Origin of the sequence: Streptomyces barringtoniae (assembly GCF_020819595.1) — a bacterium.
GTDB lineage: Bacteria > Actinomycetota > Actinomycetes > Streptomycetales > Streptomycetaceae > Streptomyces > Streptomyces barringtoniae.
The window spans coordinates 76760-97031 of the sequence record NZ_JAJHNP010000009.1 but is presented as its reverse complement, the minus strand read 5'-3'; the positions used below and the strand labels follow the sequence as shown (position 1 = coordinate 97031).

Below are 20272 nucleotides of genomic sequence, written 5' to 3'. Positions count from 1 at the left end.
GCTCTACAGCGGTGCCTGCGCGTACACCACCAGGTACGCGCCGTAGACATAGCTGAGCCCGGCCAGGGTCGCGACCAGCACGGTCGCGTGCCAGGGCCGGGCTTTCGCCGTGCGTGCCAGCCCCTGCGCCAGCGGCAGCAGCAGCGGGAACGCCGGCAGCAGGAACCGCGGCTTGGACTCGAAGAAGCCCGACCCGCCGAGCGCGATCAGCAGCAGCACCCCGCTGTGGACGAGCAGCGGCAGCGGGGCGCGGTCCAGGAGCAGCAGCGCGTACAGCACCGTCGCCGCCGCGACCAGGACCAGCGCCATCGGGAACACGAACCGGCTGCCGTGCAGCAGCACCTCGCGCAGGAACTGCAGCGAGCCGTACCCGAAGTCGAACGTCGACCCCCACAGCCGCTGCACCTCGAAATAGCCGCCGAGCAGATCCCCCTTCCGCCGCCCGACCCACAGCACGTACGCCGTCCAGCCCAGCGGGGCGAGCGCCGCGCCCGTCCACAGCCTGTGGGAAACCTTTCCGCGCCGCCGCCACACCTCGGCCGCGGCCGCGGCCAGCACCGCGGCGGCCACCGCGAGCCCGTTCGGCCGGGCCAGCCCCGCGAGCGCCGCGAGCGCGCCCGCCCACAGCCAGTTCCCGGCCAGCAGCGCGTACAGCGCCCAGGCCGCGAACGCGGACAGCACCGGCTCGGTGTACGCCATCGACAGCACCACCGCGTGCGGCAGCAGCCCCCACAGCAGCACCAGCGCCATACCGGTGGCCCGCCCGTGCAGCCGGGAGCCGACCGCATGGATCCCGGCGGCGGCCAGCGCGGCCGCGGTCCACGAGATCAGCAGCCCGGCGGCGCCACCGCCGACGGGCGCCAGCGCGGTCACCGCCCGCAGCAGCGCCGGATACAGCGGGAAGAACGCCAGGTCGCTGTGCGGGTACGGGTCGGAGGAGGGCAGGTCGTGACCGTAGCCGTGCGCGGCGATGCCCAGGTACCAGACCGAGTCCCAGGACCGGGCGAGCAGGGTCACCGGGTGCCGGCCGGCGACATGCGCGACGAGGGCGAGCACGGCCACCCCGGTGAGCCGGACGCCGAGGAAGAGGCCCACGGCGACCCCGCTCGCTCGCACGAGTGACGGCCCGGTCCGTGCGCGTGGCGCCGGCGCGGGCGCGGCTACGGGCGTGGCGAGGGTGGTACTGGCGTGGGTCACATCTGAGCACCCTGCAAGGGCGGGGCCGCGGATGCGAGCAGGTGACGGCCGAGTGCGGGGTGGGTTCACCTGTGTCGAGTACGTCGGGAGTCCCGAAGGGGGGCGGGGCGCGGGACCCTGTGCACGGAGGCTCGGGGCTTCGGGGCTTCGGCGGCGAGGCGCCTGCCACCGCCGCTCCGCCCGCCCCGTTCACCGGCCCCGGCCGTGCCGGTCCGCGCCCAATTCCGGCATCCGGCGCGGGTTCCGGGGGCGGTCACCCGCTGCACATGATGTGGGCATGAAGATTCCCGACCGCCGAAGTGCTCCGGACTGGGGCCGGAGTCGGCCCTGCGTTCCGTGTCCCCGTCCTCGCGGCATCGAGGACCACGACCCCTGGCGGGGCCCGGTCTCCCTGCGCGGGTCCTCATCCACATGATCGAGGAGTACGCCCGTCACAACGGACACGCCGACCTGATCCGCGAACGGATCGACGGCGCGGTCGGGGTGTGACTCCGCGCCCGCGGCGACCTCGTGCATGCCGGGCGGTGCCTACCTGCCGGACAGGGCTCACATGCGCCGCAGCCGCTCCGCCGCCTCCCGCAGGACCTCCTCGCGCTTGCAGAAGGCGAACCGCACGAACGGCGCTCCCGCATCGCGGTCGTCGTAGAAGACCGCGTTGGGAATGGCCACCACGCCCGCCCGCTCCGGCAGGGCCCGGCAGAAGGCGAAGCCGTCCTTCTCGCCCAGGGGGCGGATGTCGGTCGTGATGAAGTAGGTGCCGGCCGGCTTGAAGACCTCGAAACCGGCCTCCGTCAGACCGGCCGCCAGGATGTCCCGCTTGGCCAGCATGCCGGCGCGGTACGCCTCGAAGTACGCGTCCGGGAGAGCCAGGGCCTCCGCCACCGCGTACTGGAAGGGGCCGGAGGAGACGTACGTCAGGAACTGCTTCACCGAGCGGACCGCGGTCACCAGCTCCGGCGCGGCCGTCACCCAGCCGACTCCTCATTCGTACATCTATTCGCACGTCGTGCCGTACGCCCACCGGAGGGACGTTCAGCGACGCTGGTGAGCCGGCTGCGGCTCGTGCCCCACGACGTATGCCCGAGGACACCTGTGCTTGCCCTGGTGCTCTTCCGCTGGACGGCGGAGCCGGGCTGACCGCAGAACCTGCTCCGACCGTTCTCGCAGCCGTACCGCCAGGCTCGATGGCCAGGCGCTGTCCGCCGTATCCTGACCACACACGGGAAGGAGCCGTCCATGAGCGTCGACGCGATCGTGCACACCGAGTTCCCCGAGGGGTACACGGTCCTGTTCGGGGCCGACGGAAAGGTGATCATGACGCCGCAGAGCGAAGAGCACTCCAGCACCATCCGATCGATGCAGATCGACTCCGCTCTCGCCCTCGGCCGTCACGCGAAGGTCACCTCCGACGTCTACATCGACTTCCCCGCTGACGAGAATTCCGCCCCCGATCTGGCGATCCTTCGTGAGGACGCCCGCCGGTCGGGCAAGCGCTACAGCTTCGAGGACGTCCTGCTGATCTCCGAGGTCGTCTCGACGTCCTCCGCACGCAAGGACTACGACGACTGCACCGCGAAGTACGGCCGCTACGGCATCCCGATCTACCTGGTGGTGGACCCCTACGCCCAGGAAGTCGTCCTCCACACCCAGCCGACCGGCACCGGTTACATCGCGGCGCACACCCACAAGTACGGCACGGGCAAGCTCCCCATCCCGCTGGCTGACGGTCGCACTTTCACCCTCGACCTCGACGAGCTCCCGCGTCCGGAGCCCGAGGCGGACGCCCGCTGACGAAGGCTCCCGGTGTGGCCGTGCCCTTGGCACGGCTCTCGTCGGACGTGGTCGTTCCGGGGCGGGCGCGACGGGCCGTGGTCGGCGGGGGTGACTGCCCACGTACCGCCCCGAGGCAGCGGGCTGCTCGTCCTCGGCAGAGTCCACGGCCGTGGTGCGGCGGTAGCGTGGCACGGCAGGGACTGCTTCGGACAGGTGGGGCGTTACGCGCATCGCTGCCTGGAAGCCCTTCGCGCAGACCCGCTGTCGTGGCCAACTGGAACCGCCGGCCGACTGTGATCCTTGTGTACGCTTCCCCGCGACACCCGAAGGACACCGAATAACCCCGGCTGTGCCACGTCGCTACCCTCATCGACGAGATACCCGCAAGTAGGGCGTCCGGAATTGTGACTTTCGGTATCGGCGATGCATCTGGCCACTGACCCGAACCTGCCGGACAGCAACAGGGTGACAGCAGCGGTGGCACTGGCGGAATGCGGTGACGGTCGGGGCACGGCCCTCCTCGATGCCCAGGCGGCGGACGATCGGTTCGGAGGCGGACAGCGGCTCCGCGCAGCCACGGAGTTGACGCGGTTCGCTCCGTCGCGTGGCCGGGACGTGCTGTGCGCGCTGACCGTGGAGCAGCGATTGGAGGACGTGTACCGAGTCGGGGCGGCGAATGAACTCACCCGCCTGCGTGACCCCTGGGCGCGGGACGCGTGGGCGGGGCTTGCAGCCGACGCAACCCTGACCGCAGAACACAGGGTTGAGGCGGCTCGTACGCTGCAGGGCCTCGGGGATCCCCGTGGCGCCGACCTTCTCGCCGGCCTCGCCGCCCTGGACGGATTGCCTGCCGCCCAGCGCATTCGGGCCGCATCCTTCCTCATGGAATCCGCTGACCCGCGGGGGGCGGACGCGTTGAACACGCTTGCTGCCGGCCCAGGCATCGACGGTGCTCATCGCATCGAGGCCGCTGCGGCTCTGGCGCGGTTCGGTGACCCACGCGGCGGCGATGCGCTCCGCGCGCTCGCCATCGCCTCTACGCTGGCAGCGGGACACCGTATCGCGGCGGCGCGCGTCCTCGCCGAACTCGGTGATCCTCGCGGCGCCGATCTCCTTGAGTCGCTCGCGCGGTCGCGGCAACTGGAGAACTCGCATCGGGTCGATGCCGCCCTGGCACTGACGGATATGGGGGATGCACGCGGTCCCGACACGCTTGCGACCCTGGCCTCGGACCCGGCATTCGACGTCGGCTCCCGGATTCGTGCCGCCCAGCTGCTCGATGAGGCGGGTGACCCACGTGGGATCGCCGCCCTCCATGCCCTTGCATCGGCTCCCCGGATCGCAGACCCGCAGCGTATCCAGGCTGCTGAGGCACTGGGCCGGCTCGGTGATTCCCGCGGAGCCAATGTCCTGTTCGTTCTGGCATCTGACACAGGCAGGAAGGGCGGCGACCGGGTCGATGCGGCCAAAGCCCTGGATCGGCTGGGGAATCCGTCCGGCAAGCAGTTGCTGACCGAGCTGGCGGCCGATGACAGGATCGGCCGTCTGGCCCGGTTCAAGGCGCGCGAGGCGGTGAGCAATCCCCTGCGGTTCAGAAGGAAGTGATCAACTAGGCGCCGAAAGCGATGATCCTTCTTCGGCGCCGATGAGTCCGGGGGCGACAGCCCCCGGACAGGGCTCACATGCGCCGCAGCCGCTCCGCCGCCTCCCGCAGGACCTCCTCGCGCTTGCAGAAGGCGAACCGCACGAACGGCGCTCCCGCATCGCGGTCGTCGTAGAAGACCGCGTTGGGAATGGCCACCACGCCCGCCCGCTCCGGCAGGGCCCGGCAGAAGGCGAAGCCGTCCTTCTCGCCCAGGGGGCGGATGTCGGTGGTGATGAAGTAGGTGCCGGCCGGCTTGAAGACCTCGAAACCGGCCTCCGTCAGACCGGCCGCCAGGATGTCCCGCTTGGCCAGCATGCCGGCGCGGTACGCCTCGAAGTACGTGTCCGGGAGAGCCAGGGCCTCCGCCACCGCGTACTGGAAGGGGCCGGAGGAGACGTACGTCAGGAACTGCTTCACCGAGCGGACCGCGGTCACCAGCTCCGGCGCGGCCGTCACCCAGCCGACCTTCCAGCCCGTGAAGGAGAACGTCTTGCCGGCCGAGCCGATCGTGACCGTGCGCTCGCGCATCCCGGGGAAGGACGCGAGCGGCAGATGCTCGGCGTCGTCGAAGACCAGGTGCTCGTAGACCTCGTCCGTGACCACCAGCAGGTCCCGCTCGACCGCCAGCTCGGCGATCGCGGCCAGCTCCGCGCGGGTGAGGACCGTGCCGGTCGGGTTGTGCGGGGTGTTGATCAGCAGCAGCCGGGTGCGGCCGGTGACGGCGGCGCGCAGTTCGTCCAGGTCGAGACGGAAGCCGCCGTCGTGCGGGCGCAGAGTCACCGGCACGCGCGTGCCGCCCGCCATGGCGATGCTCGCCGCGTAGGAGTCGTAGTACGGCTCCAGGGCCACGACCTCGTCGCCCGGCTCCACCAGCGCCAGCAGCGCGGCCGCGATCGCCTCCGTCGCGCCCGCCGTGACCAGCACCTCGGTGCCGGGGTCGTACGACAGGCCGTAGCGGCGCCGCTGGTGCGCGGCGATCGCGGTGCGCAGCTCCGGGATGCCCGGCCCCGGCGGGTACTGGTTGCCGCGGCCGTCGCGCAGCGCCCGTACGGCCGCCTCCCTGACCTCCTCGGGCCCGTCGGTGTCGGGGAAGCCCTGGCCCAGGTTGATCGACCCGGTGGACTGGGCGAGCGCGGACATCTCGGCGAAGATCGTCGTCCCGAACTCGGCGAGCCGGCGATTGAGGTGAGGGCGTGCGCTGGAGGTCATGGCGGCCATCCTGCGCCCAAGCTCTGGACTTCCTCAACTCCGCTTTGAGCCCCGGGACGGCCGGGCATCTGCCGGTCACCGCGGTCCACGGGGGCCGCCCAGGGGGATGGGAAGGAGGGTGACGCCATGGTCGTCGGCATCATCTTCGTGCTGGTGGTGGCCGCGTTCGTGACGGTCACGGCGCTGGCGGGGGCCCGGTCCGGGAACCGGCAGCGCAAGGTGTCGCTCGGCAAGAGCGGCCGCGGCCGGTCCCGGTCGTACCGCTCGTCGTCCTCGTCCTCGTCGTACGACGGCAGCGGCAGCTGGTGGGCGGGCGGCGTCGACTCCGGCTCGTCGGGCGGGCACCACGGGGGCCACCACGGCGGCCACTCCTGCGGAGGTCACTCCTCCTGCGGCGGGGGCTCGTCCTGCGGCGGCGGTTCGTCCTGCGGCGGGGGTTCGTCGTGCGGCGGCGGGGGAGGATGCGGGGGAGGCAGCTGACACGGGGCAGCCGAGCTCGTCGGGGGAGCCGTATCCGGGCCGCATGCGAGCGCCCGCCGGGCAGGACGACCGGCGGGCGCTCGCCGTTGGTTTTCAGCGCCCGGCGTACGCCGTAGTTGAACAGTTGAGCTGTGGAGCCCCCTGAGGGATGGAAACCCGGCGAAGTTGGGTAAAAACGCTGTGGGGGCGCCTCCGTTCATGATTCCCTCTAAACCGCCAACGCAGCCCCTCGGAACCTCACTGAGACTCCCGCCCCGGCCGAGCCGGCTGGGCTGACATGGCCGATCTCCCCGTCATCGCGTGTTAGCGGAGCCGATCCATGCTCACGACCCTGAACACCTCCTACACCGATACGCGGGCTGCCGACCTGGCCTGGGCCCTAGGACGCGAGCCGCTGCCGGCGCTGGCCACCCTGGATCTGGAACTCGTCGGCGCGAAGCTCCAGTTGAGACTCCTCGGCGCCTCCCACCAGGTGCTGCTGGACGAGGAGCGCGGCGGCTGTTCGGAGACGGTGGCCTGCATCCCCGGCTCCAGCACCCCGCTGCCGCTCGGCGTCGCCAAGCGCGTCGGCGACTGGGAGTACGAGTTCGCCGCGCGCGTCGAGGTGCTCACACCCGGCTCGTTCGCGGGCCGCGCCCAGGAGTTGCTCGCCCTCGTCTCCGACCATCCGCACGGCCTCGCCGGCGTCTTCCCCGGCAGCCCGCACGCCTTCACCGCGATGCTCGCCCAGCGCCACGAGGGCCAGGTGCACTGGCGCACCTGGCACGCCTACCCGCAGGACGGGCAGTTGGTGGCGACCCGGACCCGGGTCGGGATGCGGGGCAGACCGCACACCTGAGCTGAGCGCGCCCGCGCGGAGATAAACCCCCCAGACGTCAACTGCCCCCAGATCCACACGTGTGGGTGACGAAGCGTACCGCGCGTGTGACGTAACGTCGCAGAGTGATCGAACCGCACGCTCCCGCGCCCCCGCGTTGCCCGCCGTCCTGGACAGCCCCCGCCCGGCTGCCCGTCCGGCCCGGCACCGGGCGGTTCCTGGTCCTCGTGTGCGTCTTCGTCTGCGCGGCCTGCGGACTCGTCTACGAACTCGAACTCGTCGCATTCGCCTCGTACTTGATGGGGGACTCCGTCACCCAGGCCTCCGTCGTGCTGTCCGTGATGGTGTTCGCGATGGGCATCGGCTCCCTCGGCGCCAAGCGGCTGCGCTGGCACGCGGCGGCCGGCTTCGGCGCCATCGAGACCGCCCTCGCGCTGATCGGCGGGTGCAGCGCGATGGCCCTGTACGCCGTCTTCGCGTGGACCGGCGGCTGGGGCGGGCTGTGGGGCGAGGGCCCGCGCTGCCTCCTGGTCGCGTTCTCCCTCGCCATCGGCCTGCTCATCGGCGCCGAGGTGCCGCTGCTGATGGAGCTCATCCAGCGCATCCGCCACCAGGACGCGGGCGGGGCGGTGGCCGACCTGTTCGCGGCGGACTACGTCGGGGCGCTGGTCGGCGGCCTGGCCTTTCCCTTCCTCCTCCTGCCCGTCCTGGGCCAGTTGACGGGTGCGCTGCTCACCGGCACGGTCAACGTCGTGGCCGGCGGCGCCCTCGTCCTCGGCCTCTTCCGCCGCGACCTCACCCGCCGGGCCCGCTGGACCCTGCTCCTCGTCGGCCTCGCCGTCCTCGGCGTCCTCGCCTCCGCCGCGGCCCTCGCCGACGAGTTCGAACGCGCCGCCCGGCACGCCGTCTACGGCAAGGACGTCCGGGTCGCCGAACAGACCGACGTCCAGGAGGTCGTCCTCGCCGGAGGCACCGACGGCAAGCCCCTCGACCTCTTCCTGGACGGCCGGCTCCGCGTCGGCGGCCGCGACGAACGCCGCTACCACGACGCCCTCGTCCACCCGGCCATGTCCGGCGGCCGCCACGCGCGCGTGCTGATCCTCGGCGGCGGCGACGGCCTGGCCGCCCGCGAGGTGCTGCGCCACGGGGCGGTGCGCCGCGTCGACGTCGTCGAACTCGACCCCGGCCTGGTCCGCCTGGCCCGCCACGACCCCGGCCTCGCCGCCGCCAACGGCCACGCCTACGCCGACCCCCGCGTCCACGTCACCTACGCCGACGCCCTCGGCTGGCTGCGCGGCGCACGCCCCTCGGCGTACGACGTGGTGATCGCCGACCTCCCCGACCCCGGCATCACCGCCAGCACCAAGCTGTACTCCCAGGAGTTCTACGGCCTCGCCCGCCGCGTCCTCGCCCCCGGCGGCCGGCTCGTCGTCCACGCCGGCTCGGTCACCACCCGGCCCCGCGCCTTCTGGACGGTCGCCGCGACCCTGCGCGCCGCGGGCTTCGCCGGTTCCGCCTACCGGGTCCTCGGCCACGACACCGGCTTCCCGGCCGGCCCCGACCGCTCGGCGGGCACGCCCGGAACCCCGCACGACTGGGCCTTCCTGCTGGCGAGCCCGGGGGCCGTTCCACCACCGCTGCGCCTGATCCCCGGGCCGCCGCACATCCTGACGCAGGCGGAACTGACCGCGGACGCGCGGGCGGCGGAACGGACCCGGATCGACGGGCTGCCCGCGTCGACGCTGGTGCATCCGCGGTACTGACGAGCCGGTCAGGTGGGAGTGAATTCCGGTCACACCTGGGTAGGCTCACCGGACATGGAGCACCAGGTCTTCGTCCCGGTACCGCTCGAGTCGCTCAGAGCCGCCCTCGCCGACCCCGCGCGCATCGCCCGCGCGGTCCCCGGCCTGCAACAGGACGCCGGTGCCGAACCCGTCACCGGGCGCCTGAAGCTCCGCGTCCAGGGACACTCGGTCACCTACCGGGGTACGGCACGGGTGGCCGCCCGCGCCGACGGCACGTACGCCCTCGAGGCCGACGCCGCCGAGGCCCGCGGCACCGGCGCCGTGAAACTCGCCCTCACCCTGCGCCTCGCGGACACCGGAGGCGGTACGACGGTGACGGTGGGGGGCACGGCGGGCGCGGACGGCCGGATCGCCGAGCTCCCCGCGGACGCGGTGCACGCGGCGGCCACCCGCCTGCTGAACCGTTTCCTGGAGAACCTGGCGACGCCGGAGCCTGCGGCGGCGTCGGAGGAGAGCCGAGAGAAGGCACCCGAGTGTGAGGCCGAGCAGCCCTCCGTCTTCGACACCGAGATCCCGCCACCGCCCCTGGACCCGGCGGCCGACCGTCTCGCCGAGGACTTCGCCGACACCGGCGAGCCCCCGGCCGAGGCCGCGCACGCGCGCCGGACGATGATCGGCCGCAGCGCGGAGGAGGTCGACCACGCTCCCCCGCGGGGCCGTTACGCACCCGTGCCGGCACCCCAGACGGTGACAGCGACCTCGGCACTGCGCTGGGCGGCACCGGCGGCGGCGCTGGTCGTGGCGTCGGCGATCGTCGTGAGCAGGGCACTGCGCAAACGCCGGTGAGCGCCCCCGAAGCGGGCACGGCGCTCAGCCCCTGTGACCAGTCGCCCCCCAGTAGCCTCTTCTCGTGAGTAACGAAGACATCACGCTGACCGCAGGCAACGCAGAAGTACACGTCAGCCCCGCCAACGGCGGCCGTATCAGCAGTCTCAAGGTCAACGCCCTCGAACTGCTGAGGCAAGGGCCCCGCTACGGCTGCTTCCCCATGGTGCCGTGGTGCGGCCGTATCCGAGACGGCCGCTTCCTGGACGGCGGCACCGTCCGTCAGATGCCGCTCAACTCCCCGCCCCACGCCATCCACGGCACCACCCGCGACGGCGCCTGGCGCACCGCGCGCGTCTCGGAGAACGAGGCGGTGATCACGTACGACCTGGTCGACCCCTGGCCGCACCCCGGCCGCGTCACCCACGTCGTCACGCTCGCCGAGGACGGCCTGACGCTGACGATGTCGGTGGAGGCGCGGGACGACTCCTTCCCGGCGCAGATCGGCTGGCACCCCTGGTTCAACCGGACCCTCGCCGGCGAGGACGGTGCAGTCGGCGAGGACGTCACGGTCCGCTTCGAGCCCGCCTGGCAGGAGGAGCGCGGGGACGACCATCTGCCCACCGGGAACAGGATCGACCCGAAGCCCGGCCCCTGGGACGACTGCTTCGGCATGCCCGGCGGCGTCGACGTCTCCCTCACCTGGCCCGGACAACTGGAGCTGAAGGTGACCAGCCGCGAGGAGTGGGTGGTCGTCTACGACGAGCAGGCCGAGGCCGTGTGCGTGGAGCCGCAGACCGGCCCGCCCAACGGCCTGAACACCCTCCCGCACCTGGTCACCCCGCTGGAGCCGCTGGAGGCGAGCACCACCTGGAGCTGGCGGCGCCCTTAAGCTGGTCGGCATGACGGACGTACGCGGCGCGCTGCTGCAGCAGATCAAGGACAAGGCCGTGGTGCACGGCAAGGTGACCCTCTCCTCGGGTCTGGAGGCGGACTACTACGTCGACCTGCGCCGCATCACCCTCGACGGCGAGGCCGCCCCGCTGGTCGGCCAGGTGCTCCTGGATCTGACCGCGGACCTGGAGTTCGACGCGGTGGGCGGCCTGACCATGGGCGCCGACCCGGTCGCCGCGGCCATGCTGCACGCCGCCGCCGCGCGCGGGCAGCGGCTGGACGCGTTCGTCGTCCGCAAGGCCGCCAAGGCGCACGGTCTGCAGCGGCGCGTGGAAGGCCCGGACATCACCGGTCGGCGGGTGCTCGTCGTCGAGGACACCTCCACCACCGGCGGCTCCCCGCTCACCGCCGTCGAGGCCGTGCGCGAGGCCGGCGCCGAGGTCGTCGCCGTCGCGACCATCGTGGACCGGGCCACCGGTGCCGCCGAGAAGATCGAGGCCGGCGCGGGCGTTCCGTACCGTTTCGCCTTCTCGAAGGATGAACTGGGTCTGGACTGACACGCCCCGGTGACCTGGACTTGGCGGGGCGCCGACCAGCACCCCGTGTCTGGAAAGATGGGGCCGACGACGACGTCACCCCCCAGGTCTAGGTCAGGGCCGTAACGCAGCAATCCACCCGCAACACAAGGAGCGGACAGATGCCCATCGCAACCCCCGAGGTCTACAACGAGATGCTCGACCGGGCGAAGGCAGGCAAGTTCGCCTACCCGGCCATCAACGTCACCTCGAGCCAGACCCTGAACGCGGCGCTGCGCGGCTTCGCGGAGGCGGAGAGCGACGGCATCGTCCAGATCTCGACCGGCGGTGCCGAGTTCCTCGGCGGCCAGTACAGCAAGGACATGGTCACCGGCGCGGTCGCCCTCGCCGAGTACGCGCACATCCTCGCCGAGAAGTACCCCGTCAACATCGCGCTGCACACCGACCACTGCCCGAAGGACAAGCTCGACGGGTACGTACGTCCGCTGATCGCGGTCTCCGAGGAGCGCGTGAAGGCCGGCCGGAACCCGCTGTTCCAGTCGCACATGTGGGACGGCTCGGCCGAGACCCTCGCCGACAACCTCGCCATCGCCCAGGAGCTGCTGGAGCGCACCCGCGCCGCCCACATCATCCTCGAGGTGGAGATCACCCCGACCGGCGGCGAGGAGGACGGCGTCTCGCACGAGATCAACGACTCCCTCTACACCACCGTCGATGACGCGATCCGTACGGCGGAGGCCCTGGGCCTGGGTGAGAAGGGCCGCTACCTGCTGGCCGCCTCCTTCGGCAACGTGCACGGCGTGTACAAGCCGGGCAACGTCGTGCTCCGCCCCGACCTGCTGAAGGAGCTGAACGACGGCGTCGCCGCCAAGTTCGGCAAGGCCTCCCCGTTCGACTTCGTCTTCCACGGCGGCTCCGGCTCCACCGAGCAGGAGATCCTGACCGCGCTGGAGAACGGCGTCGTGAAGATGAACCTCGACACGGACACCCAGTACGCCTTCACCCGTCCGGTCGCCGCCCACATGTTCCAGAACTACGACGGCGTCCTGAAGGTCGACGGCGAGGTCGGCAACAAGAAGGCCTACGACCCGCGCACCTGGGGCAAGCTGGCCGAGGCGAGCATGGCCGCGCGTGTCGTCGAGGCCACGCAGAACCTGCGCTCGGCGGGCAACAAGATCAAGTAAGCGGTACGTCCGATCCGCAAGGGGCCCGGCGGCTGTTCTCGGTCGCCGGGCCGCTGTATACCTGGGGACGTGCCCGACGTCCGGCTGGCCTCGCCCCAGGGCAAGTGGATCCTGCTCACCACGGTCCTCGGCTCCAGCATGGCCCTGCTGGACTCGACCGTCGTCAACGTGGCGCTCCCCCGCATCGGCGAGGACCTGGGCGCGAGCCTGGCCGCCCTGCAATGGACGGTCAACGCGTACATGGTCACGCTGGCCGGGCTGATCCTGCTGGGCGGCTCGCTGGGCGACCACTACGGCCGGCGGAAGATCTTCGTGCTGGGGGTGGTGTGGTTCGCCGCCGCATCCCTGCTGTGCGGTCTGTCGCCGAACCCGCCGGTGCTGATCGCCGCCCGTGCCCTGCAGGGCATCGGCGGCGCGCTCCTGACCCCCGGCTCCCTGGCGATCATCCAGGCGTCCTTCCACCGCGACGACCGCAGCCGGGCCGTCGGCCTGTGGTCCGGCTTCGGCGGGATCGGCGCGGCGGTCGGCCCGTTCCTGGGCGGCTGGCTGGTGGCCGGCCCCGGCTGGCGCTGGGTGTTCCTGCTGAACGTCCCGCTGGCGCTGCTGTGCGTGCCGGTGGCGCTGCGGCACGTCCCGGAGTCGAGGGACAGCGGAAAGCACGGCCGCTTCGACGTCCTCGGCGCGGCCCTCGGCGCCCTGGCCCTGGCCCTGGTGACATACGCGCTGATCGAGGCGCGGGCGGGCGGTCCGGCGGTGGCCCTGACCGGGGCGGCGGGTGTGCTGGCGGCGGTGGCCTTCGTCCACGTCGAACGGCACCGCCCGGACCCGATGCTCCCGCCGGACATCTTCGCCTCGCGCCAGTTCACGGCAGTCAACTTGGTCACCCTGTGCGTCTACGCGGCGTTCGGTGGCTTCTTCTTCCTCACCGCGCTGCAGCTCCAGGTGGTGGCGGGCTACTCACCGCTGCAAGCCGGCACAGCCCTGCTGCCGACGACGGCCCTGATGCTCCTCTTCTCCGCCCGCTCCGGCGCCCTCGCGGACCGTACCGGCCCGCGCCTTCCGCTCACGGTCGGTCCCCTGCTCTGCGCGGCGGCGATGCTGCTGATGCTGCGGGTGGGCAAGGGCGCCGACTATCTCACCGACGTGCTTCCGGCCCTGCTGGTCATGGGTGCGGGCATGGTGACTCTCGTAGCCCCTCTGACGGCGACGGTGCTCGCCTCGGTCGACAGCGCGCGTGCGGGTCTGGCGAGCGGCATCAACAACGCGGCGGCGAGGGCGGCGGGCCTGATCGCGGTCGCCGCGCTGCCGCTGCTGGCGGGGATGGGGCCGGAGGCGTACCGGGTCCCATCGGCCTTCGACGCGGCGTTCGACCGTGCGATGCCGATCTGTGCGGGGGTGCTGGTGGCCGGGTCCCTGCTGGCCTTCACCATGGTCCGCCGCCCGCCCCCCGACTGCCGTCACCCGGAATGCCACGTACACGGCTGCGTGACGGCGCCCCCGTTGGAGGGTGAGCGGCGTACCTAGCCGGCGCGCTCGTGCTCGGGGCGGCACGGGGCACATGCCACCAGCACGGGAAACCGTGGGGTGGGCCAAACTGGACCCCATGACGATTCACCAGAACCTCCTCGGCGGTCCGCCCCCCACCCACCTCCCCGACGAGCCCGAGCCCCGCGAACAGCTCGCGGCCGGCATCGCTCCCGCGGACGTCGCCGCCAAGTACCCGACCTCCTCTCTCGCCTGGGCCCAGCTGGCCGACGAGGCGTTCGAGCGCGGCGCGGTCGTGGAGTCGTACGCCTATGCCCGTACGGGCTACCACCGCGGCCTCGACGCCCTGCGCCGCAGCGGCTGGAAGGGGCACGGCCCGGTCCCCTGGGAGCACGAGCCGAACCGCGGCTTCCTGCGCGCCCTGCACGCCCTCGCCCGCGCCGCCCAGGCGATCGGCGAGCAGGAGGAGTACGAGCGCTGCACGCAGTTCCTGAACGACTCCTCGCCCACGGCGGCCGAGACCCTCGGCTAGTCCGGCCGGCGCGACGGCAGTGACCGGTGTGGCCCGTCTGGCAGCGGACGGGCCTTGCCGGATCCGGGTCGATTGCGGAGGATGCCGGTGGGGACCGGGGCCCCCGTGCCGGCATCGGCAGGGGCGGACCGCTACCCGGAGCTACAACAGGAGACAGCGATGTCCCAACCGGCTCAGCAGTCCTTGGAGACTCAGGAGCCCGAGACTCCGCATCTCGATTTCGCGGGCACGACGCCGTACGAGGACTACGTCAGGGCGGACGTGCTCACCCACCTCCAGCACACCCTCTCCGACGATCCCGGAGAGATGGTCTTCCTGGTCACGACCCAGGTCATGGAGCTGTGGTTCACCGTCGTCGTCCATGAGTGGGAGACCGCGGCGGCCGCCCTGCGCGGCGACGACGTACCGACCGCGATCGCCGCGCTGAAGCGTTCCGTACGGGAACTGGAGGCCCTCAACGCCTCCTGGACGCCCCTCGGCCAGCTCACCCCGGCGCAGTTCAACTCGTACCGCTCCGCCCTCGGCGAGGGTTCCGGCTTCCAGTCGGCGATGTACCGCCGCATGGAGTTCCTGCTCGGCGAGAAGTCCGCGTCCATGCTGGTCCCGCACCGCGGCGCCCCCCGCGCGTACGCGGAGCTGGAGAAGGCGCTGCACGAGCCGAGCCTGTACGACGAGGTGCTGCGGCTGCTGGCCCGGCGCGGGCATCCGGTCCCCGCGTCCGTCCTGCGCCGTGACGTCTCCCAGCGCTACGAGCCCTCCGACGCGGTCGAGCGGGCCTGGGCGGCGATCTACTCCGGCGACCAGGACGCCGAACTCGCGCGGCTGGGCGAGGCGTTGACCGACGTGGCCGAACTGGTCTGGCGCTGGCGCAACGACCACCTGGTGGCCACCCGCCGAGCCATGGGGGCCAAGCCCGGCACGGGCGGCTCGGCCGGCGTGGCCTGGCTGGAGAAGCGCGCCCGCAAGAACGTGTTCCCGGAGCTGTGGACGGCGAGGTCCCATGTCTGAGCTCGCCCTGGAGGCAGAGAAGCTGGACGCGGCCGACGAGCTCGCCCCGCTGCGTTCCCGTTTCGTCCTCGATGACGTGGTCTACCTGGACGGCAACTCGCTCGGCGCGCTCCCCGCGAACGTGCCCGACCGCGTGGCCGACGTGGTGCGCCGGCAGTGGGGCGAACTGCGCATCCGCTCCTGGGAGGAGAGCGGCTGGTGGACCGCGCCGGAGCGGATCGGCGACCGGATCGCCCCGCTGGTCGGCGCGGCGGCCGGACAGATCGTCGTGGGCGACTCCACAAGTGTCAACGTGTTCAAGGCACTGGTGGCCGCCGTACGGATGGCGGGCGAGGACCGCACCGAGATCCTGGTCGACGCCACCACCTTCCCCACGGACGGCTACATCGCCGAGTCGGCGGCCCGCCTGACCGGCCGCACGCTGCGCGCGGTGACGCCGTCGGAGGTGCCGGGGGAGTTGGGCGGCCGTACGGCGGCGGTGCTGCTGAACCACGTCGACTACCGCACGGGCCGCCTGCACGACCTGCCGTCCCTCACGTCGGCGATCCACGCCGCCGGCGCCCTCGCGGTCTGGGACCTGTGCCACAGCGCGGGCGCGCTGGAGGTGGGCCTGGACCAGCACGGGGTCGACCTGGCGGTCGGCTGCACCTACAAGTACCTGAACGGCGGCCCGGGTTCCCCGGCGTACCTGTACGTCCGCAAGGAGCTCCAGCCCCGGTTCGACTCCCCGCTGCCCGGCTGGAACTCCCACACCGACCCCTTCGGCATGAGCCCGTCGTACGCCCCGGCGCCGGGCGCCCTGCGCGGCCGCGTGGGCACCCCGGACATCCTGTCGATGCTGGCCCTGGAAACGGCCCTGGACGTCTGGGACGACGTGTCCGTCTCCGCCGTCCGCGCCAAGTCCCTCGCGCTGACGGACTTCTTCCTGCGGTGTGTGCGGGCGTACACCGGGCCGGGGCGCGTGGAGTCCGTGACCCCGGAACGCCACGAGGAGCGCGGCAGCCAGGTCGCCCTGCGCTGTGACGACGCGGGTGAGGTGATGAAACGCCTGATCGCCCGGGGCGTCGTGGGCGACTTCCGCCACCCCGACATCCTCCGCTTCGGCTTCACCCCGCTCTACGTCGGCTTCGGCGAGACCGAGCGGGCGGCGCGGATCCTGGGCGAGGAACTGGCGTAGGGGCGTCTGGCAGAGGCCTGGGAGGGGCACCCCTCTCCCGGGCCTCTCCGCGCAGAACCGTTTATCCCTACCCTGCGTGACATCCCCATGTCCCCGCACGTCACCGGCCTGATACCGTCCCGCCACGGCGAACTGGTCGGTCAGACGCCAAAAGAGTTCCGTCGCTGAGAGGTTGGAGCATGCCGGACGACGCCGCAGCAGCCCGCGCCGCCGCCGAAGAGGAGTCGGCCTTCTCGCACCCCCCGGTCGACCCCGACGTCACGTCCGCCTACGGCAGCCACCCCGACCAGGTGATCGACTTCTACGCTCCCCGGACCGCCCCGGACGCCCCGGCCCCCCTGGTGGTGGTCCTGCACGGAGGTGCCTGGCGCGCCCGCTACGACCGCCGCCACATCACCCCCTTCGCCGACTACCTGGCCCGCCGGGGCTTCGCCGTGGCCAACCTCGAGTACCGCCGCGGCGGTGACCCGCTCACCGAGGAGACCGGCGACGACAGCACCCCTCCGGCCGGCCGCTGGCCCGACACCTTCGACGACGTCGCGGCCGCGCTGGACGCGCTGCCCGCCCTGGTCCGGGAGGCGCTCCCGCAGGCCGACCCCGGCCGTACGGTGCTGACGGGCCACTCGGCCGGCGGCCACCTCGCCCTGTGGGCCGCCGCCCGCCACGTCCTGCCCGCGGACGCGCCCTGGCGCATCGACGAGCCCGCCCCGCTGCGTGGTGTCGTCGCCCTCGCGCCGATCGTGGACTTCGAGGTGGCGGAGAAGCTGGACGTCTGCGGCAACGCGAGCCTGCAACTCCTCGGCGGCCACGACACCTTCGCCGAGCGCCGCCCCTGGGCCGACCCCGTCCTGCTCCTCCCGACGGGCATCGCGACGACACTCGTCCAGGGCCGTACGGACCTGGAGGTGCCGCAGGCGGTGGCCGAGTCCTACGCGGACGCGGCGGCGAAGGCCGGCGAGGTCGTGGGCCTGACGCTGCTGGAGGACGTCGGACACTTCCCCCTCATCGACCCGGCGGCGGACGCGTGCGCGGTGGTGGCGGAGGAGATCGCCCAACTCGCGTGGTAACGGCGGCAGTTCGATACGGGTGAACGGTTGCCCGGGCCGACCCGGGCGGGCCGGCCCCGCTGATACCCGTAGTACCTGAGAGCTACCCCGCGGAACAGCTCCCTGGCGGGACGCGGGCGACACGCCCCCATCCATAACTTCCTTGTCGGACAAGCCCGATGGCCGGGCACCCCGAAAGGAAGCCCGCCCATGGGGCCCACCCACGAGACCGCACACTCGCACCCGCCGAAGACCACCTCTTTCCCCGCCACGTCCCCGCAGCCGCCGACGGCGACCGCGCCCCACGAGGGCCACCCGCACCCGACGACGAAAGCAGCACGGGTGGTGCGGTCGGGAACACGAGCCCGGCCGAAGTCCGGCTGCCCGCCCACGGACCCGCAGCCGTACCCCGACGGCACGTCCCACCCCACCCGCCGCCCCCGAAGGGGCCTGCGCGCCCTCCTCGCCACCCTCCTCACCGCAGCCATAGCCGTCCCCCTCTCCGGCGCCGCCCGCCGCCAGATCCCGGCCCCGGCCCCCGCCGCCCTCCCCAAGCTCACGGCGACCACCCTCCAGTCGGCCTACGCGGCCAACCGTGCCGACGCCACCCGCGCCGCCGACATGGCCGCCGCACACGGCGACACCCACCGCGCCGCCGCCGACCGCACCCTGGCCGCCCCGTCCCGCCACCTCCTCACCTTCGACGGCCGAGGCGCCGGCCGGGCCACGGAGGTGCTCGGCGACCTCGCCCACGCCGACCACATCGCCGTCCTGGTCCCCGGCTCGGACACCTCCCTGGACACCTACGCCCGCTTCCACAAGGCGGCCGCGGCCCTGTACACGGACCTCACCCACCGTGCCCCCCGCGGCACCCGCACCGCGGTCGTCGCCTGGCTCGGCTACGAGACACCAGCCACCGTCAGCACCACGGTGACCACGACCACCCGGGCCGAGGAAGCCGCCCCCCGCCTGCGCGCCTTCGTACGCGACCTGCGCACCGCGACCCAGCCGCAGGCGCACCTCTCCCTTCTCTGCCACTCCTACGGCACGGCCGTCTGCGGCCGGGCCGCCCATGGTCTGGACGCCGACGACATCGTCCTCGTCGGCAGCCCCGGCACCGGCGCGGACTCCGTCGCGGCCCTGCACACCCGCGCAAGAGTGTGGGCGGCCCGCGGCAGCGAGGACTGGATCGCGAACGTGCCGCATGTCAGCGCCACCTTCTTCGGCACCACCGTCGGTCTGGGCGCCGACCCGGTCTCCCGCGCCTTCGGCGCCCGGGTCTTCGACGCGGGCGACGCCGACCACAGCGGCTACTTCACCCCGGGCTCGGCGTCCCTCGCCAACCTCGCCCGGATCACCCTCGGCGAGACCTCGGAGGTGCCCCGTGCCTGACCCAACCGCACCCCACACCCCCCACCGCACCACTGCTCCCGGCCCCCCAGCCGAGGGCCGCCCGCACCCGGCGCCGAAACCGCCACGGGCGGTGCCGGTGGGGACCCGGATCCCGCCGAAGGCGCCCCACACCACCAGCCCCCTCCAGGCCCTGCGCCGATCCGCCCGCCACCTCGACGCCCTCACCCCCGCCTCCCGGGACCGAGGCGTCGACGCCCTCCGGGCAACAGCCGTCCTCGGCGTCGTCCTGGGCCACTGGCTGGTGACGGCACTCGTGGCCAAGGACGGCGGACTGCACACCACGAGCCCGCTGCAGCACATGCCCTGGCTGGCCCCGATCTCCTGGCTGTTCCAGACCCTGGCCGTGTTCTTCCTGGTCGGCGGCCATGTGGCAACGCGAAGCCTCGCCACCGCCCGCGACAGAGGCGAGACCTACGGCACCTGGCTGCGCGCCCGCCTGACCCGCCTCCTGCGCCCGGTGGCCGCACTCCTGTGCCTGTGGGCGGTGGCCGCCACGGCCCTCCTCCTCACCGGCACCCCTCTGGCCACGATCGAGGCCCTGCTCAAGCTGGCCCTGTCACCGCTGTGGTTCCTGCTGGTCTTTGCCGGGCTGACGGCCGCCACCCCGCTCCTCACCCGCCTCAACCCGCTCTGGCCCCTGGCCGTCGTCCTGCACGTGGACCTGCTCCGCTTCGGCCTGCACACCGGCCCGTCCTGGCTCGGCTGGCTGAACCTCCCGGCGGGCTGGCTGGTCCCGTACACCCTGGGCGCGGCGTGGACGCGGGGCGAGCTGGACACCCGCCGCGCGGCCCGGGTCCTGTTCCTCGGCGGTACGGCCGCCACGGCCGTCCTCGTCGGCTGCGCCGGATACCCGGCGTCCATGGTCGGCGTCCCCGGCGCGCGGATCTCCAACCTGAACCCCCCGACCCTGGCGGCCGTCACCTTCGGCCTGGCCCAGTGCGGGCTCGCCCTCCTCCTTCGCGACCGGCTGCGCCGTGCGATGGCCCGCCCGCTGCTCTGGGCGGCCGTGGCCCTGGTCAACCTCTCCGCGATGACGATCTACCTGTGGCACCAGACGGCCATGATGGCCACGACGGCCACGGGCCTCCTCGCCGGCCGGCTGCCCGGACTGCACACCTCACCCGACTCGCTGGGCTGGGTGCCGTACCGCCTCGCCTGGCTTCCGGTCTTCACCCTGGCCCTCGCCCTGTGCTGGACGGCCTTCCGCCACCACGAACAGGGTCCCCGCCGCCCCCGAAACCGCAGGTCCCATGTGGTCCGCCACCATCTGCCCCCAGCAAAGAACCCGCGCAATGCCTAGTGTTGA

18 protein-coding genes and 2 pseudogenes are annotated in these 20272 nt (G+C 72.6%); 17 read left to right on the top strand and 3 right to left on the bottom strand.

What is annotated here, in order from left to right:
• Positions 1-3 precede the first annotated feature (3 nt).
• Entirely contained in the window at positions 4-1197 is a 1194-nt protein-coding gene (locus tag LMU33_RS17910) for a mannosyltransferase family protein (RefSeq protein ID WP_372477988.1), read from the bottom strand.
• A 367-nt stretch (positions 1198-1564) separates the two neighbouring features.
• Here LMU33_RS17910 and LMU33_RS17905 point away from each other — a divergent pair.
• A pseudogene (locus tag LMU33_RS17905) lies at positions 1565-1686 on the top strand (mycothiol transferase); the annotation flags it as partial.
• Positions 1687-1743: 57 nt separating this feature from the next.
• Here the strand turns inward: LMU33_RS17905 and LMU33_RS17900 are convergent.
• A pseudogene (locus LMU33_RS17900) lies at positions 1744-2175 on the bottom strand (aminotransferase class I/II-fold pyridoxal phosphate-dependent enzyme); the annotation flags it as partial.
• 258 nt (positions 2176-2433) lie between these two features.
• On the opposite strand from LMU33_RS17900, the gene LMU33_RS17895 reads away from it, so the two are divergent.
• Together LMU33_RS17895 and LMU33_RS17890 are read left to right on the top strand one after the other, a co-directional pair.
• Positions 2434-2988 carry a Uma2 family endonuclease gene (locus LMU33_RS17895; protein WP_228621389.1) on the top strand — a complete coding sequence of 185 codons (555 nt, stop codon included), beginning with the start codon at positions 2434-2436 and terminating at the stop codon, positions 2986-2988.
• A gap of 405 nt (positions 2989-3393) precedes the next feature.
• Positions 3394-4575: a HEAT repeat domain-containing protein gene (locus LMU33_RS17890; protein ID WP_228621388.1), complete on the top strand. Its 1182-nt coding sequence runs from the start codon at positions 3394-3396 to the stop codon at positions 4573-4575.
• 73 nt (positions 4576-4648) lie between these two features.
• Here the strand turns inward: LMU33_RS17890 and LMU33_RS17885 are convergent, their stop codons facing one another.
• Positions 4649-5833, bottom strand: a complete 1185-nt coding sequence (locus LMU33_RS17885) for a pyridoxal phosphate-dependent aminotransferase (protein WP_228621387.1) — start codon at positions 5831-5833, stop codon at positions 4649-4651.
• Between the two features lie 117 nt (positions 5834-5950).
• Here LMU33_RS17885 and LMU33_RS17880 point away from each other — a divergent pair, with 117 nt between their 5' ends.
• From LMU33_RS17880 to LMU33_RS17815, 14 genes are all read left to right on the top strand, one after another.
• Positions 5951-6304, top strand: coding sequence for a hypothetical protein (locus LMU33_RS17880; protein WP_228621386.1), 354 nt, complete (start codon positions 5951-5953; stop codon positions 6302-6304).
• A 319-nt stretch (positions 6305-6623) separates the two neighbouring features.
• Positions 6624-7142, top strand: coding sequence for a DUF2617 family protein (locus LMU33_RS17875; RefSeq protein ID WP_228621385.1), 519 nt, complete (start codon positions 6624-6626; stop codon positions 7140-7142).
• 104 nt (positions 7143-7246) lie between these two features.
• Positions 7247-8884, top strand: a complete 1638-nt coding sequence (locus tag LMU33_RS17870; RefSeq protein WP_228621384.1) for a polyamine aminopropyltransferase — start codon at positions 7247-7249, stop codon at positions 8882-8884.
• Between the two features lie 54 nt (positions 8885-8938).
• Positions 8939-9712: an SRPBCC family protein gene (locus tag LMU33_RS17865; RefSeq protein ID WP_228621383.1), complete on the top strand. Its 774-nt coding sequence runs from the start codon at positions 8939-8941 to the stop codon at positions 9710-9712.
• Positions 9713-9776: 64 nt separating this feature from the next.
• Positions 9777-10583 carry an aldose epimerase family protein gene (locus tag LMU33_RS17860; protein ID WP_228621382.1) on the top strand — a complete coding sequence of 269 codons (807 nt, stop codon included), beginning with the start codon at positions 9777-9779 and terminating at the stop codon, positions 10581-10583.
• Positions 10584-10593: 10 nt separating this feature from the next.
• Positions 10594-11142, top strand: a complete 549-nt coding sequence (pyrE, locus tag LMU33_RS17855; protein WP_228621381.1) for an orotate phosphoribosyltransferase — start codon at positions 10594-10596, stop codon at positions 11140-11142.
• A gap of 140 nt (positions 11143-11282) precedes the next feature.
• Complete coding sequence (gene fbaA / locus LMU33_RS17850) at positions 11283-12305, top strand: class II fructose-bisphosphate aldolase (protein ID WP_228621380.1); 1023 nt, start codon at positions 11283-11285, stop codon at positions 12303-12305.
• A gap of 69 nt (positions 12306-12374) precedes the next feature.
• The gene (locus tag LMU33_RS17845) at positions 12375-13829 is read left to right on the top strand and encodes an MFS transporter (RefSeq protein WP_228621379.1); all 1455 of its coding nucleotides are present in this window, start codon (positions 12375-12377) and stop codon (positions 13827-13829) included.
• 79 nt (positions 13830-13908) lie between these two features.
• Complete coding sequence (locus LMU33_RS17840) at positions 13909-14322, top strand: DUF3151 domain-containing protein (protein WP_228621378.1); 414 nt, start codon at positions 13909-13911, stop codon at positions 14320-14322.
• Between the two features lie 159 nt (positions 14323-14481).
• Positions 14482-15330, top strand: coding sequence for a tryptophan 2,3-dioxygenase family protein (locus LMU33_RS17835; protein ID WP_228621377.1), 849 nt, complete (start codon positions 14482-14484; stop codon positions 15328-15330).
• A complete protein-coding gene (gene kynU / locus LMU33_RS17830; RefSeq protein ID WP_228621376.1) occupies positions 15323-16507 on the top strand; it encodes a kynureninase in 1185 nt (394 codons plus the stop codon). The genes LMU33_RS17835 and kynU overlap by 8 nt, the downstream gene beginning before the upstream one ends.
• Before the next feature lie 179 nt (positions 16508-16686).
• Positions 16687-17574, top strand: coding sequence for an alpha/beta hydrolase (locus LMU33_RS17825; protein WP_228621375.1), 888 nt, complete (start codon positions 16687-16689; stop codon positions 17572-17574).
• A 189-nt stretch (positions 17575-17763) separates the two neighbouring features.
• Complete coding sequence (locus tag LMU33_RS17820) at positions 17764-18945, top strand: alpha/beta hydrolase (protein ID WP_228621374.1); 1182 nt, start codon at positions 17764-17766, stop codon at positions 18943-18945.
• 97 nt (positions 18946-19042) lie between these two features.
• Positions 19043-20266, top strand: a complete 1224-nt coding sequence (locus LMU33_RS17815; RefSeq protein ID WP_228621373.1) for an acyltransferase family protein — start codon at positions 19043-19045, stop codon at positions 20264-20266.
• Positions 20267-20272 lie beyond the last annotated feature (6 nt).

Excerpts from the sequence above, each read along its gene's own strand:
- LMU33_RS17890 (WP_228621388.1), top strand. The coding sequence starts at position 3,394 with ATGCATCTGGCCACTGACCCGAACCTGCCGGACAGCAACAGGGTGACA.
- LMU33_RS17875 (WP_228621385.1), top strand. The coding sequence starts at position 6,624 with ATGCTCACGACCCTGAACACCTCCTACACCGATACGCGGGCTGCCGAC.
- kynU (WP_228621376.1), top strand. The coding sequence starts at position 15,323 with ATGTCTGAGCTCGCCCTGGAGGCAGAGAAGCTGGACGCGGCCGACGAG.
- LMU33_RS17825 (WP_228621375.1), top strand. The coding sequence starts at position 16,687 with ATGCCGGACGACGCCGCAGCAGCCCGCGCCGCCGCCGAAGAGGAGTCG.
- pyrE (WP_228621381.1), top strand. The coding sequence starts at position 10,594 with ATGACGGACGTACGCGGCGCGCTGCTGCAGCAGATCAAGGACAAGGCC.
- LMU33_RS17885 (WP_228621387.1), bottom strand. The coding sequence starts at position 5,833 with ATGGCCGCCATGACCTCCAGCGCACGCCCTCACCTCAATCGCCGGCTC.
- LMU33_RS17835 (WP_228621377.1), top strand. The coding sequence starts at position 14,482 with ATGTCCCAACCGGCTCAGCAGTCCTTGGAGACTCAGGAGCCCGAGACT.
- LMU33_RS17820 (WP_228621374.1), top strand. The coding sequence starts at position 17,764 with ATGGGGCCCACCCACGAGACCGCACACTCGCACCCGCCGAAGACCACC.
- LMU33_RS17865 (WP_228621383.1), top strand. The coding sequence starts at position 8,939 with ATGGAGCACCAGGTCTTCGTCCCGGTACCGCTCGAGTCGCTCAGAGCC.
- LMU33_RS17880 (WP_228621386.1), top strand. The coding sequence starts at position 5,951 with ATGGTCGTCGGCATCATCTTCGTGCTGGTGGTGGCCGCGTTCGTGACG.
- LMU33_RS17840 (WP_228621378.1), top strand. The coding sequence starts at position 13,909 with ATGACGATTCACCAGAACCTCCTCGGCGGTCCGCCCCCCACCCACCTC.
- LMU33_RS17895 (WP_228621389.1), top strand. The coding sequence starts at position 2,434 with ATGAGCGTCGACGCGATCGTGCACACCGAGTTCCCCGAGGGGTACACG.
- fbaA (WP_228621380.1), top strand. The coding sequence starts at position 11,283 with ATGCCCATCGCAACCCCCGAGGTCTACAACGAGATGCTCGACCGGGCG.